The sequence below is a fragment of the Arundinibacter roseus genome, from assembly GCF_004348825.1.
Taxonomy (GTDB): Bacteria; Bacteroidota; Bacteroidia; order Cytophagales; family Spirosomataceae; genus Arundinibacter; species Arundinibacter roseus.
Genome location: NZ_SMJU01000010.1, coordinates 138,971 through 155,302 on the forward strand (window position 1 = coordinate 138,971; position 16,332 = coordinate 155,302).

Here is a 16,332-nt window from a genome sequence, read left to right on the forward strand (position 1 = left end):
TCGGGTTTTTCAACTACCGCAGGAATGAATCAACCCAAAAACCCAGTTAAATATCTTCTTTTAAGTTTTCTTTTAATCGGCATCGATCAAGCCTCCAAATTGCTGGTGCATCAATACATGGAACCGGGCTTTTCGGGCCAAATTGCCCTGATTGGGGACTGGTTCAAGTTGCATTATGTGCTCAATCCGGGCATGGCTTTTGGTATGCAGCTGGGACATGAATACGGAAAGCTTTTTCTGACTCTGTTCCGGTTAGTTGCCATGGGCGCTATTGCCTGGTACCTCATTAGCCTGGCCCGTCGCGGTGCCGCGCCGGGTTTGCTTTGGGCATTGTCTATGATTTTGGCAGGTGCCGTCGGAAACGTTATTGACAGTACGTTTTATGGCGTTTGGCTGGGAAATGCGCCCTATGGCTCGCCTACACCCTGGTTTCATGGTCAGGTGATTGACATGGTTTTTGTCGATTTCTGGGAAGGATTTGTACCCGATTGGGTACCTGTTTGGGGCGGACAATACTACTCTACTCCTATTTTTAACATTGCCGACGCCTGTATTTTTGTCGGAGTTTGTACCATCCTGATTTTTCAGAGCCACTTCTTTACTCCTGCACATGAAGAGGACGAGCATCCGGAGGAAATTTCTGTGGAAGCTCAGGAGACAAATTCCCCGGAAGAAAACGACTATCAAACCGACGAAGATCTGGAAGCAGAACGGGCGCTGCCCCGTGAGGATGTTCCTTTAACGGTCATTCCCGCTGCAACTGCCGAAGAACCCGAATCGGAGACGCCACTTCCATCGGCGCACTCTGAAAAGGAAGACGAGCCAACTGACCGGAAGAACTAGGAAAACCCTATTTATTAGTCATCAAAAAACCTGAGTCCTGCCAAAATAATTTTGGCAGGACTCAGGTTTTTTAAGTTGTCTACTGCAAATTATTGCTGAACATCTAACGGCGAAAAATCCTTGAAAGCCCTTTTGAGCGCTTTGTCGGTCGCTTCCTTTTTATTTTCCCAGTTTGCATCCAATTCCAGCGCTACCAATCCTTTCAGATTCATCAGCGCACGAAATTCGTCCAGCTTGCGGATAAAGTCATTGGTACGACGGGTTGATTTAAGCGAATATTCGCGCGCAAAAATATCTCCTTTGTTTTGAAGCTCACTCTTTTTCTCCATCACATAATTAAAACGATCGAGTAAATCTTTGGTAGAACGGCCAATTACTTCGGTTGCTTCGAGCGTCCCGATCGTCATTACGGTAGTTCCGCCCACGGTGGTTATGCTATTTTTCAAACTCGGCCGATTCGTTCCGGCAATGACCGGTGCGAGGCCGGTGGTAGCGCCCAACGATGCATTCAGCACCGAGCGGTTTTGCTTGCCTTTTTTGGCTTTGCGATATCCCCGTTTAAGTTCTTCTTCTTTTTCCTTCATTTGTTCCAGGAGCCCCCACGCATTCACGAGCGCGCTTCGGTACAATGTATACAAATATTGATCGCGCTCAGACTCGTTTATGGTGTTTTCAATCACAAATCGAATGGTTCGCTCCTCTCGATTTTGCGCTTTATCCAGCACGTAAAAGGTAATATCAAATGCCAGCGTATCGAAGGGATCCCGCACGAAGTCATAACCGGGCGTCCAGATAAACTCATATTGAGTAGGCGTGTTTTTTACGATTGTATTTCGGGGGACATTCCGATTTTCCGAAATAAAGTCAAAAGTCGTAATGTCGTCATCACCGTTAGGGTCTGATAAAAAGAACTTGATATTGATGGCATTATTCTCCTTGCTGCGAACACGCGTTGTTTTAGGCACCACCGTTATTTCGGGAGGCAAATCCATTTGCGTAGCTTCCAGCTTGATCCGCCCTTTGGTTCGGGCTTTGGTGGGTTGATCTTCGGCATAAAACTCCACGTACCGGGCTCCTTTGCGGAGAATATTAAACTGAGTCAGCGAAGGCTCCCAGGTAACTTCTCCATTGGCCGAGAGCCGCATACCTTCCGGCATTTGCTCGGCTACCGGAATAAACACCAACGGGTCGCTGTCGGCGTCACGTACCGCGTTCATGTCAATTTGGTACGTATTCTGCGTTTTATACTGTACATAAAAGGGTCGAAGCTCGTCTACCTCCGGCGGGCGATTGACGTGAATTACTTTAAAAGATACTTGCTGACTGATACTCTCCCCAGCGGTATTGGTTGCCTCGAACACAATGGGAAAGGAGCGTAAGGTATTGATCCGGTCGGCGAGATCATAGGAAGGCGTCCAAATGAACGTGCCCAATGAGTCAAAAATAATGTCTTTATGCCGCCCTTCTTTGAGGGAATAGTACACGGTATCCGATTTTCCTCCTTTGGTCTTTAAGGTAAACGTAATTTCCTGCCCCTCTTCTACGATGTTCCAGTCAGGCTGGGAAGGTAATATAAACTGAAAAGGTTGAGTTTCTGATGAAATATCCTGGGCAAAAACCACATTTGTAACTGTTCCAAGGAGAGTAAATAACAAAAAGTTAAATCTCTTTATAAAGTACATAATTGGTTGAACTAGGTAAGTAAAAAATAGGGGAAACACTCTGTTCTAAACGTAAAAATACAAAATCCCGTATGCTTATAACTACCGGGCGCAATCCTTTTTCTTTTGTTAAATAGTTATTTAAGCTATCTTTCTAATATATAGTACTTTTCTATGATCCCATTCTGACTACGATGAACTACTTTTTTTTATGTTTGAGTTGGGTGCTTTACGGTGCCCTCCACAGCATTTTAGCTACGCACACACTAAAAGATTGGGTTGCCAGCTGTTGCCCCCGAATGTTCAACTACTATCGGCTTTTTTATAACTTTCTGGCACTTGTACTTTTTTTTCTGATTCTATGGTATCAAAGACAAATACCCCCGGTTTTTTTATGGACACCCGGATTTTACTCTTCCCTCGGCGGAGGAACACTTGCCGGTGTGGGAGGAGGTGTGCTTTTGATGGCAATTTTTCACTATAACTTACTTGAATTCAGTGGATTGGATTCATTTGAAATATTCCAAAAAACGTCTGCTCAGCTCAATACACGGGGACTTTCGCAGTGGGTTCGGCATCCGTTATATACAGGTACTTTGCTGGTTTTATGGGGTTTATGGATTAGAAATCCTGTGTTCAGCGGGCTTGCTACGGCTGTTTGTCTGAGTGCCTATATCCGAATTGGCATTTACTTTGAAGAGAAAAAACTACTTTGCGAATTTGGCGAAAATTACCGGGTCTATCAGCAGCGCGTTCCCATGCTGTTCCCGACCCTTTTCACATAAAAAAAGCGGAGCAAATGCCCCGCTTTCCAACAATAGGATTATTTGTTAAGTCTGCTTATTTTTTTGGTGCCGTAGCAGGGGCTGGCGCAGCAGGCGTTTCACCAGCTTTAGGATCAACGCCCAATTGCTTCAACACTAAATCCGTTACGTTATTATCTTCTGATCCTACGTACAACAGGATTGGAGTAGTATTTGCACCTGCATCCGAATTTAGAATATACAGGTAGTTGTTAGCTTTACCTACTTCCTGAATCGCCGTATTGATTTTGGTCAATACCGGCTCAATCAGCTGCTGATACTTGTTTTGCAGTGATGTTTCAGAGTTACGCTGTAATTCCTGAATTGAGTTTTGCAGGTTTTGCAATTCCTTCTCTTTATCAGTACGAAGCACATCTGCCATACCGGCGGCTGCCTTGTTGTAGTTGTCCAGTTTTTCCTGAAACTCCTTGTATTTATCAGAAAGCGCTTTATCAAGCTGAGCTTTTGTGATTTCGAGCTCATTCTGTATTTTTTTACTTTCAGGAAGTTTACCAAGAATAAAATCGACGTTTGTATATCCTATTTTGGTTGGGGCCGCTGCGGGGGTGGTGGTTTGAGCAAACAGAGGGGCGCATGCTACTGCCAAAACCGTCATAAGGGCAATTACTTGTTTTTTCATTGGAAAGAGATTTATTTATTATTTAGGTTTTTTGGTTAAACTATTTTGGTTGGTTGCCTCGGCGGAAGCAGGCACAGGCTTGGTATCTATTCCTAATTCTTCCAAGATATAATCTGTGTAGTCATGACGCGGGTTGGTATAAACCATCACAAAATCACTGGATTTATCAAACAGAAATTCCAGCCTTCGTTGAGCACATACTTTCTCTACGGCCCTCTGCACGCGTTCCAGCACGGGTTTCATGAGTTCTTTCTTTTTTTCAAACATCATTCCATCCATGCCAAATACCTTATTGTTGTATTCGCGGGCTTCAAGTTCTTTTTCTTTCAGTTCGTTTTGACGTTTGCGTTTCAGCTCATCAGTCAGCAGCACTTCTTCGGCCATGAATGCCCGTTGCAGGCGATCTATTTCTGCAAATTTTTCCTGAATCTCCTTCGCCCATTTTTCAGAAAACTGATTCATTTCCGATTGGGCCTTCTGATATTCGGGCATTTTGCTCGTTATATATTCCATATCAACATACCCAAATTTCTGTGCCTGAGCGTGAAGACAGAAAAAAGAAAGCAAAACTACTAAAAATACATTCTTCTTCATGAGAAGCGTCTGGTTTTTTGCACTCTATAACGAAACCTATCCTGCATTATTATCGGATTTGCTGTCCGATGGTAAAATGGAATTGGCCGCCACTCCGGGTATTTTGTCCCTGAATCCTGTCGAATCCATAGCCCCAGTCAATTCCCAAAAGTCCGAAGGCAGGCATAAAAATACGGGCGCCCACACCAGCTGAGCGTTTAATGTCGAAAGGATTGAAATCCTGATAATTTCCCCAGTTATTTCCACCTTCTGCAAAACCAAGCAGGAATATCGTGGCCTGTGGATTGAGCGAAACCGGATACCGAAGTTCCATCACAAATTTATTGTACACCACTCCACCACCACCGGCAAGGCTGCCATTAGGACTAAGCGGACCTACTTTGCGGTCGCCATAGCCACGCAAACCAATGATGTCCTGATCGGCCAACGCAAAAGATCCCTGACCAGCCAAACCTGAGCCACCTACGATGAAGCGTCCGAATGGGCTAAGGCCGACTTTGTCGCCATAACTCCCCAGGAAGCCCATGTGTGCCCGGGCGCTCAGCACGAGTTTTCCAGTGATTGTTGCATACCAACTAGCGTCAAACATCCATTTGTGGTATTCCACCAATTTGAATTTCTCCTGCTCATCCGAAAAATCACGCGTTCTGAATGCGGAATAGGGAGGCGTAAAAGTTGCACTAAGTGAAAACGATGACCCGCTGCGTGGATATTGGAAATCGCTCAGGGTATTTCGTGACAGCGTGGTATTGAACGTAATGTTGTTCGAGATACCGTTGTTATAGCCGATGCTGAAAAAGTCCAGGCTGTCCAATCGGTAGCGTTGCAGCGACAGCGAATGACTCAGCACCAAAAAGCGGTCGGGTTCTTTGAGGCGACGCCCAAGCGAGAACGTGATTCCGTTGTTGTAGTATGAGCCGATAAAGGTTTGCCGACCCGCCGCAACCCGCGTATACATAGAGGCAAAATCGGTGATCCGGTAAACGGTACGGGTAAGCGCTACCCCAAAATTGATCGGTTTTTTGCCACCAAACCATGGTTCGCTAAATGAAAGCGAATAGGTTTGAAACTGACGTCCGTTGGCCTGAAAACGCACCGAAAGCTTTTGGCCATCGCCCGAAGGCAGTGGGCGCCAGGTAGAGCGATTGGGGATATTCCGAATCGAGAAGTTATTAAATACAAGTCCGAGAGTACCAACAAATCCAATGTAGCCTCCCCATCCACCCGAAAGCTCAATCTGATCGGAAGGTTTTTCTTCTACTGTATATTCTATATCAACCGTTCCATCGCCTTGGTTGGGAATTGGGTTAATTTGTATTTTCTCAGGATCAAAATAGCCCATTTGCGACAGCTGACGCTGCGTGTTGATTAGCTCGGTCTTACTGAATTTCTGACCCGGCAGCGTAAACAACTCCCGAAGCACCACGCGATCACTCGTTTTGGTATTTCCGTTCAGAATAATGCGGTTGATAGTCGCCTGTTTTCCTTCAAAAATTCGTATTTCAATATCAATGGAATCTTTCAAAACCGAGGTTTCGACCGGAAGCGCACGGAAGTACAGATAGCCGTCGTCCATGTACAATGAACTTACATCACCGCCAGGAATTCCGTTGATTTTTTTATCCAATTCTTCCGGATTATAAACATCTCCTTTTTTAAGACCCAAAATTATATTCAGCCGGTCAGTCGTGTGCAGGTAATTTCCTGACCAGGTAATGCTACGGTAAAAATATTTAGGACCTTCTTCAATACGCATCAGGATTTTAATGGTTTCCTGACCTTCGTTCTGAATGGAGTCAAACTCAATCGTTGCATCGCGATACCCATTTTTGCGGTAGTAGGCAATGAGTTTTTCTTTATCCTCGTCGTACGTTTTGGGAATATATTTGGAAGGCGTAAACAAGTGCCAAAGCTTTTTTTCTTTGGTTTTTTTCAGCTTGCGTTTCAGTTTTGAGTCAGCTATAGCTTCGTTTCCCTCAATGATAATTTCATCAATCTTAACCTTATTGCCCTTATCAATGGTAAAATTCAGGGTTGCCTGTCCACGGGTAGAATCGGGAATTTGCACCACTTTTACAGATGTGTTATAAAAGCCTTTATCCATAAAGTGCTTTTTGATAACCAGTTGGGTATTTTTAATTACCGTTGGCGTAATAACCCGTCCTTTAATCAATTTCACTTTATCGTTCAGCGTTTCGCGTTCTCCTTTACGGATTCCCGAAAACGTAACTGTGTATAAGCGAGGGCGTTCTTTAATATGAATATTGAGCCAAACCTTTCCTCCTTCTACCTTTGTGGCCAGAATTTCTACATCGTCCAATGTTCCAAAATCCATCATCCGTTTAATAGATGACGAAATTGCCGGGCCGGGTACGCGCATTTTGTCTCCGGCTTTCAACCCTGAAATAGAAATCATGGAGTTCGGATCCAGAAACTGAGTTCCAGAAACGGTCACCTCGGCTACTTCATATTCTTTGGGATCGGCATAATTGATTGCCGGTGCTTCTTTCGTCGCCGTCGGTTTGGTGTTACCTCCCAGGCCAATCCGCTGTGCATCTGCCGAAATAGCACTAAGGCAAGCAAGTAGCAAGGCCCATCCTGTACATTTGAAAGACGTAGACATTTTTACAAATTTCATAGCTTATTTCTTTTACCTCCCTACTTTTATCTGTTCACTGGTTTTTCCAAATCTACGTTCTCGCCGCTGAAAGGCCACAATTGCTTCATACAAATGGGCTCTTCGGAAATCGGGCCAGTAAACTTCATCATATATATACAACTCAGCGTACGCGAGTTGCCATAAAAGAAAGTTGCTGATTCGATGATCTCCGCCGGTACGAAGCATCAGGTCCACGTCGGGCCGTCCCCGGGTAGCCAATCGTTCGTTTAGTAGACCCTCGGAGATGTCTTCGGGTTGTAACGTCCCTTCTTTTACTTCCCGAGCCAGCTGTTGCGTGGCCTGAATGATGTCCCATTTGCCACTATATCCCAACGCAAGTATCAAATTAAGACCGGTATTTTGGCTGGTTTTTTCGATGGCTTCCGCCAATTGCCGCTGACAACCGGTAGGGAGGCTATTTACATCGCCAATCGAATCCAGGCGGACATTATTTTTTTGCAAGGTAGGAAGTTCATCCCGAATGGTTTGTACCAGAAGTTCCATCAAAGCCTGTACTTCCATGCGGGGTCTGCCCCAGTTTTCAGTCGAAAACGCATAAAGGGTCAGGTATTCTACTCCCAGTTCGGCACAGCCTTCGGTGGCTTCACGAACGGCTTTAATGGCATTTCTATGGCCAAAAACACGCGCAGCGCCCTGCTTCTGAGCCCATCTGCCGTTGCCGTCCATGATAACGGCAATGTGCTTTGGCAGATTGCTCAGGTCAATGAGTTCTTTCATTTCGCAGGCCTAATTTTAACTTTTTTTAACACAAATATTCTCGATTAATCAGCCGGAATTGGGGGAATTCCCGTAGAAATATGCTTAACACATTACTTCACAACGTTTTACTTCCGACCCCGTCTGCCAAATAAGGCGCAATTTAGGCATAAGTCTGACCTCTTCAAAATCAATAGCTTGTGTAATTTCAGGATTACAAATTAAGGAGTATCCGAATCGCTTCGGCATAGGTAGTTCCGCTGTGCAGCGTGGTTGCTTTTCGATCTCGCAGTTGAATAATAAATTTTCCGTTAAAGTAGCGTTGGACTTCCCCCAAATGATGCGTATTGATCATGGCCGAGCGGCTGATGCGCATGAAGTGCGCCGGGAGTTTTTCTTCCAGGGTAGTAAGGGTATGGGACACCAGGTATTGCTGTCCTTCGAGAGTATTTAAAAAAACGTATTTGTCTTCGGCCTCAAAATGCGAAACCTCTGTTAATGGAATAAGCAGAATGCGGTCGCCGGATTTGACCGACATGGAAAACATTTCGCGTTTGGGCTGCATGCGTTCCAATAATCTCATCATGTTTTCGGCCTGTATGCCGGGCAGAGTTGCCTGAGTGGCTTCCATGCGGGATTTGAGCTTTTCGACGGTTTTTGCCAGGCGCTCATTTTCGATAGGTTTGAGCAGATAATCAACCGAATTTTCCTCAAAGGCCCGAATCGCATACTGATCATAGGCCGTGGCAAATACTACCATAGGCATTTGGCTCACACGTGCCAGCATTTCAAATCCGTTAAGGATGGGCATTTCTATATCAAGAAAAATGAGATCCGGCGCATGCTTCTCGATAAGCGCCAACCCCTCAGCTCCATTATGCGCCTCAGCCAGTATATCAAATGTATCTGAATAGCCACCCAACAACCGCCGCAGTCGATTCAGGGCAAGCTGTTCGTCGTCAATAATTAGTGTTCGCAGGGGTAATTTCATGGCAAAGTAACGTTGACCAAAAAGTTGTAAATGTACCTATTTATCTCAAAAATTGGGTGCTAACAGCAAAAGCTGAAAGAACTCAGGCTGGCGAAAAAGTAGATTCCGGTGGCATTTCTTCCAGACGTTGCTTCCGAATACGCACACACACATGCTTGTCCGGCATATTGCGTAGCTCCACGGAAGCATCTTCCTGATACAGCAATCGAAGTTTTTCCTGAATGCTCCTAATGCCATAACCCGCCGAAAGGTTCTCACGAAATGCGGGGCCGTTGTCGTGCACACAGAGCATCAGCCAGCCATTTTCTTCATAAATATGTACCCGAATGTACCCGTTCTCGGAGATTTTACTAATCCCATGTTTTACGGAATTTTCAACAATTGGCTGCAACAAAAATCGGGGAATGGCCAGCTCTTTGGTCGTAGCGCTATCCACCTGTACTTCAAAATTCAGTCGATCACCAAACCGCACCTGTTCGACCTGCAGATAGGTTTGGACCATTTCCAGTTCGTTCTGTATGCTATCAAAATACTCGTCGTTGGTGCGGCCGGTGGTGTAGCGAAATAAGCGGGCAAGTAAGATGGTCATGAGCTCCGCCTTGTCGGGGTCTTCGTGCACCAGGCTGGCGATGCTGTTCAGCGAATTATACAAAAAATGGGGATTGATACGCGCCTGCAGGGCGTTTAGTTCAGCGCGGGTTTTGAGCTTTTCCAACGTGAGTAATTGGTACTCCTGCTCGGAAATTTTGTGGGTGAGTTGCCGGCCCTGCCGGTTGAGGTAATAAAAAAGATTAGCCATCATCAGCGGCCCGAGGGTAAACAGGTACCAGCGCGATGAGGTGTAGCTCAAACCTTCCGGCTTTTCAACAGGGACATTCTGAAATATGTACTGTCCCCACACAAAATACAAAACGGTGGCAAATAAGAGGTAGCCCCCGATTACGACCAAACTAAGAAAACCGTACCGAATCCAGTTTTTTGAAAAGGCCTGATCCAGCCAGGGCGAAATCCAGGATGTGAGCTGCACGGTAAGGATGCCCGACAGTACGTTGGTAACTACCACATACTGATTTATACGCACCACATGTGGATCAGATTCTGTAAAAATCTGATCCGTAAAAAAGATAATGCCGCTGGATCCATACACAAAAATGGCTCCTACGAGCATGGCCGTCACCATGCCAATCCAGCTTTGACTTTGCAGCAGAGCGACCAGATTCAGATCTGTCCAGCGAAAGGATTTTCCTTTGGAAGAAAAACTGAGATCCAGCCCGTCAATCAGCGCACCGGTCAGGTCGGCGTCTTTCAGGTTGGAATAGCTCAGATCGGCATCGGTCAGGTCGGCATTTCGAAAGTTGGCACCCGTCAAATTAGCCGCCCGAATGCGGGCTTTGCGCAAAATAGCTCCTTCAAACGATGCACCGTTCAGATTGGAATAACTCAGGTTGGCCCCGGTCAGGTCCTGTCTGCTAAAATCAAACTCCCGCAGATTTGATCCTACCATTCGGACCTGACCAGATTCCTGCTGTTTTCCGGTAAATAGGTTTGCCCAAAACATACACACGTGCGGCATTTTTTAGTAGTTAGTATTTGGTGCCTTTCCGATGCAGAAAAACAGCATGAATATACATAGTTCGTTTCAAAAGTTTAATTACACTGGCTCAGCATCCAGGCCGCCTGCTCTTTTCCCCAGCCAGGGTGTAGCTCCGTTTCGGGGCGAAACTCAGCGTATTTTTCAAGGGCTTTTTCAAGGACTGGTTTCGCCATTTTTTTTCCGCCGCCAAACTGATCCGGTGTATACAGCAGCGTTGTGCCCCGCAGCGTGTAGATACGCGGGTTATTTGGGTCAAGGGCGGTGGCTTTGGCCAGGCTTTCTTCAAATTTAGTGCCGTAGGTTTGCCAGCGGCTCATGGGGTCTGCCGCAAGCCGGGCCTGCTGCACCTGTGCTTTCATGACCCACAACTCCGACGACTCTCCGGTTAGGGCTTCGGCTTCTTTCAGGAACGCATCGGCTTTGTCGGACATTTGGTCTTTTTCAAGCATATCTTCTCCCATAAATCCCAAAGAACTGTAACAGTAAGCGGCATAGTAGCGAGGCAGCCATTGAGTAGGTTCGGCGGAGGCAATCCGTTCAAACCTGTTGGCGAGCCCCAGCAACTCGTCGCGTTTGGGCTCGCCTGCCATCGATTGGTGCAGGGCTCGCAGGGCCGACTTCATGGCCTCGGTGTACTTTTCGGTTTGTGCAAAAGAAACCTGCATGGCAAAAACAAAAATCAGGAGTGTAAAAACGGTCTTTTTCATGATGAATAGATGGTTAAATTGTATCTGGAAAATGTAAAAAATGATAATTAACAGTGAATAAAATTTTGCTTTAATACTATCATAATCAATAAATTATAAATCATCTTTGGTTACTTTGGCTTTTTTGGAAAGCATGATCTGCATTCCTACAAAAAAACTACGGTAACTCTGCGGGCCGATGGCATAGCGGGTTTTGCCATCGGGTGTGTAGCGGTAGGTAAACACGTTGCGGGTATTGAGCAGATTGTCCACAGCCACGTACAAAACCGCAAAGTTTCCTTTGATGGACATAATTTTGCTGGCTGTAAAACTCAGGTTATGCACCGCCGGCGTCCGGTCGGCCAGGAACACTTCATTGTTAGGATTGTAGTACGGCCGACCGCTCGTATACGCGTAGGTAAAACCCGCACTCGTGGTCAGTTTTTCAAACCATCGCTTGGCCACCACACTTAGGTTATGGGTTGAAACGAAGGTAGGCGTGGCAGCAACTTCAAATTGTTCAGACAAACGGCGGGTGTCTACCAGCGAATACGAAATCCAGTAATCCACATTTTTCAGTGTTTTCTGATCCCGCCAGAAAAAATCTACACCCTGCGCATAGCCCGAACCACCGTTAGTGGTTTGTCCCCACGGAAACCGATATGGATTGGCATCGAAAGGCTGATTTGTAATTTCCCGCACGAGCTGAGCGTAGTTTTTGTAATAGCCTTCAACCCGAAACGTCCGTTTGTTTTTCATGATCTGATAATTCAAAATCAGGTGGTCTGCCCGTTCAAAATTGAGATTCGGATTTTGGTACAGATAGCGGTAGTCGGGATTTTGGTAAAACTGTCCGGCCGCGAGCGATACCTGACTATATTCACCCGTTTTGTAGGCAAATGAAAGCCTCGGCGCCAGATTGTACCGTCCCAGCAGCGACGAGTACTCGGCCCGCAACCCAATTCGCCCGGCAAAAGCACGAGTTACGTATACCTCCGCCTCGGCAAAGGTCGCCGCGTAGGTATCCCGCAAATCGTACGTCCGGTTATCCACGGCATTCCGAAGGTTGATTTGATGCACTTCTGCGCCAAACAATAGAGTGTTGCTGCCTTTCAGCTGATGCGTCAGCACGGTCCGGCCCTGAATACGCTCGTCGAACCGACCAAAATCATTTCCGTCAAAGGTCATATCATCTTCATTGCGGCTGTACGAAAAGCCACTCAGCAGGCTCCATTTGCCTTCGTTCCAGTGCGTAGAGTAAGTACTCGTGGTAAATGCATTGCGATTATGCAGGCCAATCTGCGTACGGGTTTCGCTGGCCAGCGGCGCCTGCGTGGTCATGCCCAGGCGGCTGTCGGAGTACATACCGTATACTTTCAATAGTCCGTTGGAAGACGTTTTGAGACGATACGTAAGCGAGGTTCCCGTAAATTCCGGCTCGCGCTGCCAGTCAATGGTTTGCCTGACTAGCGCAAATAGCGGTTTCAGATTTCCGTAGTAGGCCACTGCCGACAGCGACTGCCGCTCATCGGCTACATCATAATTCAGTGCGGCATTGGCCATATTCAAACTTACGCCGAGGCCATTGTTGGCGGTTTTGTCGGTCGTATGCAGCAGCAGCACCGACGACAGCGCTTGTCCATACTGCGCCGAATACCCCCCGGTACTGAACGCCGTTCCTTTAAACATAAAGGGATTGAACCGACCGCGTTGGTTGGCATCGGGCAGTGAGCTGAAAAACGGATTCTGAACAATCATGCCGTCGATTACTACCTTGGTTTCCTGTCCTGATCCTCCCCGTACAAATAATCCCTGCTGCTCGCCTACGCGCTGGGCACCGGGCAAAAATTGCATGGCTCCGGCAATATCTGCCAATGCTCCGGCAGTGGTAACGATGTCCAGCGGTTTGAGCATGGCCATTCGTTTTTCGTCCGAAGCCTCAAACGAACCTGCGGTAATAACCACTGTGTTGAGCTCATTGGCCATTTCGCGCAACACCACCGGAACCGAAATGGGTGTACCGACGAGCCGTAATTTTTTTTCGAAAGATTCGTAGCCTACAAAACTTACGCTCAATAGGACCGTGTCTTTTTCATACGTTGTAAATTGAAATTTACCTGACGAATCGGACGTTGCCCCGTCGTAGGTTCCTTTCAATAGTACATTGGCTCCTGGCAAAGCACGCCCTTTTTCACCGGTAATTTTTCCGCTCAGGATGGTTTGCGCCGGGAGCAGAATGGAAAGATGCAGGAGTACAAAAAGGTATAAAAATTTCATGGCTGACAGATGTTTTGCTTGCTTGATGATACAAAACTATATCTGCATTACCACCACGGCACGTCAATTCTGACGAATCGCAGGGTTTTGATGGATGAAGGATAGATATTTTGGAGTGAATCGAGGAACTGGTTTTTAAAGTGGCAGACGCATAAGGTTTACAAAAGGTTCGTGCAAATTGAGACTCATTGTTTACTTTTAAGCTTTCAAGAAATAAAACCCGGAACCCGCTATGAGTACTCAGGACTGGCAAATAGCCAAAGAATACGAGGATATTACCTACAAAAAAAGAAACGGTGTGGCGCGCATCGCCTTCAACCGCCCCGACGTTCGGAATGCTTTCCGGCCCGGTACAGTCTTTGAACTTCTGGATGCTTTTGATGATGCCCGAAACGATGGCAACATCGGTGTAGTGTTGCTGTCGGGCGAAGGTCCCGCCAAAGATGGCGTGTATGCCTTTTGCTCTGGCGGCGATCAGCGCTTTCGAGACAAAGGTGGCTACAAAGGTCAGGATGGCCTGGACCGGCTGAATATTCTGGAAGTACAGCGGCAGATTAGGTTCATGACTAAGCCGGTTATTGCGGTGGTGCCCGGCTGGGCCGTAGGCGGCGGGCACAGCCTGCACGTGGTGTGCGACCTGACGCTTGCCAGCAAAGAACACGCAATATTTAAACAAACCGATGCCAATGTAGCGAGCTACGATGCGGGCTATGGCTCGGCCTATCTTGCCCGGCAAATCGGACAAAAACGTGCCCGCGAGATTTTCTTTCTGGGCCGAAGCTACTCCGCTCAGGAGGCGTTCGAGATGGGTATGGTCAATGCTGTGGTACCGCACGAAGAGCTGGAAGAAACGGCTTACCAATGGGCACAGGAAATTCTCGAAAAAAGCCCAATGGCGATTCGTATGTTAAAATTTGCCTTTAATCTCGTGGATGATGGCATGGTAGGTCAGCAGATTTTTGCCGGGGAAGCCACCCGCCTGGGCTACATGACCGACGAAGCTCGCGAAGGACGGGACGCCTTTCTGGAAAAACGGAAACCCGGTTTTGATCAGTTTCCAAAATATTCCTGAAACAGTTTAATCAACGAGCAAGTCAAAACAAAAACGCTGCACAAATCGCCGGTTTGGATATCCCAGGGCGATTTGTGCAGCGTTTTTTAGTGAAAATTAAAAATCAGATTTGCTTAGTAACCGGGCGTATCATCAAAAGGTGGAGCCTCAGCACTCAGCTCGTTGGTATAGCGCCTTTTGGCGTCTTCCAGCATGGACACCGTTGCGGTGGCACCTACCCGGGTAACGCCCCACTCGCGAACACGCAGCAGATCATCCAGGCTACGCACCCCTCCGGCGGCTTTTACCTGCACCTGCGGAGCGCTGTGGAGTCGCATCAATTTCAGGTCATGCTCTACGGCGCCCAAATAGCCATACCGGCCGTCATCACCCTTTACAAATCCGTAGCCCGTGGAGGTTTTTACAAAATCGGCCCCTGCTTCGCTACACAACTCACACAACTTTATCTTGTAGGAATCTTCCGGCAAATAATCATTTTCAAAAATCACTTTTACAATTGCCCCGTTGGCGTGAGACGCCTGCGTAATTTCCTTTATCTCGTCAAACACATAGCTCCAATCTTGTTGCAATACCTTGCCAATCGTCACCACCATGTCGATTTCCGTAGCACCATCGCGGCAAGCCTGAATCGTTTCGGCGAGTTTTATACTGATACTACTACTGCCATGTGGAAACCCAATCACCGTACCCACGGCAACATCAGAGCCTTCCAGCCACTGAACGGCATCGGCTACTGCATAGGGTTTTATGCACACAGAAGCTACGTCATACGTTCGGGCAATGTCACATCCTTTGCGGAGATCGAAGTCGGTCATTGTGGGATGAAGCAACGAATGATCGATCATTTTGGCAAGCTCTCGAATGATATTCATGGGAGTAAATTCTTTTTTGGTGGTTATTGATAGTTGCTAATGGTATATTTTTCGGTATTGGCAAACAGCAGGCTATACAAGTAATAATCAGGCACGCTCGTATGGTAACGCCGGTAAATCTGCACGAGCGGGGTAAGCGGCTTTACTTTTAGCAAAAAAGCAATCACTTCGTCGGCAACAACGGCCCGGATATCCTGTTCGTAACTTATGACATCTATCTGATAGCGAACGCTTAGCGTTTTAAAAAAAGATCCATCCAGCAAAGGTTCACTACAAAATGTATCAAGGCCGTGGTTGGGCAAAAAACTATGTTCGAGCAATACCGGATACTGATCCACAAACCGGACTCGCTCAAAAGTAATGCACCCCGTTTCCTGTTCCTTTGGGGAAAGTTTATAGAAAAAACGGTCGGGCCAGGGCATGGCATGCGGCGCCCGCAGCATCATGGTTTTGGCCTCAAACTCTGTGCCCACAACTTCCGAGAAACCCTTGAATGACAATAGCCCCAACGACTTGCGTGAGGCACTCACGAGGCTGCCCTTGCCTTTTATTTTTTGAATATATCCTTCATTTGAAAGTTCTGTCAATGCCCGTCGAACGGTCATCCGTGCAATTTTATGTTTAGTACTAAGCTCGTTTTCAGAGGGCAACAGGTCACCTTCCTTAAATTGTCCTACCTGAATCTGACTTTTGAGGAGTGCATATAGCCGTTGATAATGGGCTGGTTCCATGAGTAAAGGTTGTTTAAGTATGCGATAGTAAGGATTAATTCTTGTATATACAAGGTAAAATATCCTGACTTTTGTGCATTTTACCACTTTTTATGTGAAAAATCAATTACGGCATACTAATTGGTAATATTGAATCACTAAACGGGAATATCAGTTGTAACCAACTATCTATAAGTGAGATATAGAAAACAA

At 46.7% G+C, this 16,332-nt stretch carries 14 protein-coding genes; 3 read left to right on the forward strand and 11 right to left on the reverse strand.

Annotation, left to right across the window (positions count from 1 at the left end):
• Positions 1 to 24 precede the first annotated feature (24 nt).
• Positions 25 to 843 carry a lipoprotein signal peptidase gene (locus EZE20_RS16705; RefSeq protein ID WP_132119745.1) on the forward strand — a complete coding sequence of 273 codons (819 nt, stop codon included), beginning with the start codon at positions 25 to 27 and terminating at the stop codon, positions 841 to 843.
• Positions 844 to 932: 89 nt separating this feature from the next.
• On the opposite strand, the gene EZE20_RS16710 is transcribed toward EZE20_RS16705, so the two are convergent.
• The gene (locus EZE20_RS16710; protein ID WP_228713825.1) at positions 933 to 2,525 is read right to left on the reverse strand and encodes a hypothetical protein; all 1,593 of its coding nucleotides are present in this window, start codon (positions 2,523 to 2,525) and stop codon (positions 933 to 935) included.
• Positions 2,526 to 2,698: 173 nt separating this feature from the next.
• Between EZE20_RS16710 and EZE20_RS16715 the strand changes: the two genes are divergently transcribed.
• Positions 2,699 to 3,289 carry a methyltransferase family protein gene (locus tag EZE20_RS16715; RefSeq protein ID WP_132119749.1) on the forward strand — a complete coding sequence of 197 codons (591 nt, stop codon included), beginning with the start codon at positions 2,699 to 2,701 and terminating at the stop codon, positions 3,287 to 3,289.
• Positions 3,290 to 3,344: 55 nt separating this feature from the next.
• Here EZE20_RS16715 and EZE20_RS16720 read toward each other — a convergent pair whose 3' ends face one another.
• The 8 genes from EZE20_RS16720 to EZE20_RS16755 all read right to left on the reverse strand — a co-directional run bounded on the left by EZE20_RS16720 (position 3,345) and on the right by EZE20_RS16755 (position 13,465).
• Positions 3,345 to 3,947 (reverse strand): OmpH family outer membrane protein, encoded by a 603-nt coding sequence (locus tag EZE20_RS16720; protein ID WP_132119751.1) that lies wholly within the window; start codon positions 3,945 to 3,947, stop codon positions 3,345 to 3,347.
• 18 nt (positions 3,948 to 3,965) lie between these two features.
• Positions 3,966 to 4,541, reverse strand: a complete 576-nt coding sequence (locus EZE20_RS16725; RefSeq protein ID WP_132119753.1) for an OmpH family outer membrane protein — start codon at positions 4,539 to 4,541, stop codon at positions 3,966 to 3,968.
• Between the two features lie 49 nt (positions 4,542 to 4,590).
• Positions 4,591 to 7,179, reverse strand: coding sequence for an outer membrane protein assembly factor BamA (bamA, locus tag EZE20_RS16730; protein ID WP_228713827.1), 2,589 nt, complete (start codon positions 7,177 to 7,179; stop codon positions 4,591 to 4,593).
• A 12-nt stretch (positions 7,180 to 7,191) separates the two neighbouring features.
• A complete protein-coding gene (locus tag EZE20_RS16735) occupies positions 7,192 to 7,938 on the reverse strand; it encodes an isoprenyl transferase (protein ID WP_132119755.1) in 747 nt (248 codons plus the stop codon).
• A 193-nt stretch (positions 7,939 to 8,131) separates the two neighbouring features.
• Positions 8,132 to 8,908: a LytR/AlgR family response regulator transcription factor gene (locus EZE20_RS16740; protein ID WP_132119757.1), complete on the reverse strand. Its 777-nt coding sequence runs from the start codon at positions 8,906 to 8,908 to the stop codon at positions 8,132 to 8,134.
• 82 nt (positions 8,909 to 8,990) lie between these two features.
• Entirely contained in the window at positions 8,991 to 10,466 is a 1,476-nt protein-coding gene (locus EZE20_RS16745) for a histidine kinase (protein ID WP_132119759.1), read from the reverse strand.
• 89 nt (positions 10,467 to 10,555) lie between these two features.
• Positions 10,556 to 11,209: a hypothetical protein gene (locus EZE20_RS16750; protein WP_132119761.1), complete on the reverse strand. Its 654-nt coding sequence runs from the start codon at positions 11,207 to 11,209 to the stop codon at positions 10,556 to 10,558.
• Positions 11,210 to 11,302: 93 nt separating this feature from the next.
• Positions 11,303 to 13,465: a TonB-dependent receptor gene (locus EZE20_RS16755; RefSeq protein ID WP_132119763.1), complete on the reverse strand. Its 2,163-nt coding sequence runs from the start codon at positions 13,463 to 13,465 to the stop codon at positions 11,303 to 11,305.
• A gap of 232 nt (positions 13,466 to 13,697) precedes the next feature.
• Between EZE20_RS16755 and EZE20_RS16760 the strand changes: the two genes are divergently transcribed.
• A complete protein-coding gene (locus EZE20_RS16760) occupies positions 13,698 to 14,537 on the forward strand; it encodes a 1,4-dihydroxy-2-naphthoyl-CoA synthase (protein WP_132119765.1) in 840 nt (279 codons plus the stop codon).
• Between the two features lie 113 nt (positions 14,538 to 14,650).
• Here EZE20_RS16760 and deoC read toward each other — a convergent pair whose 3' ends face one another.
• Together deoC and EZE20_RS16770 are read right to left on the reverse strand one after the other, a co-directional pair.
• Positions 14,651 to 15,409 (reverse strand): deoxyribose-phosphate aldolase, encoded by a 759-nt coding sequence (gene deoC, locus EZE20_RS16765; RefSeq protein WP_132119767.1) that lies wholly within the window; start codon positions 15,407 to 15,409, stop codon positions 14,651 to 14,653.
• A 23-nt stretch (positions 15,410 to 15,432) separates the two neighbouring features.
• Complete coding sequence (locus EZE20_RS16770) at positions 15,433 to 16,140, reverse strand: GntR family transcriptional regulator (RefSeq protein WP_132119769.1); 708 nt, start codon at positions 16,138 to 16,140, stop codon at positions 15,433 to 15,435.
• Positions 16,141 to 16,332: the final 192 nt, after the last annotated feature.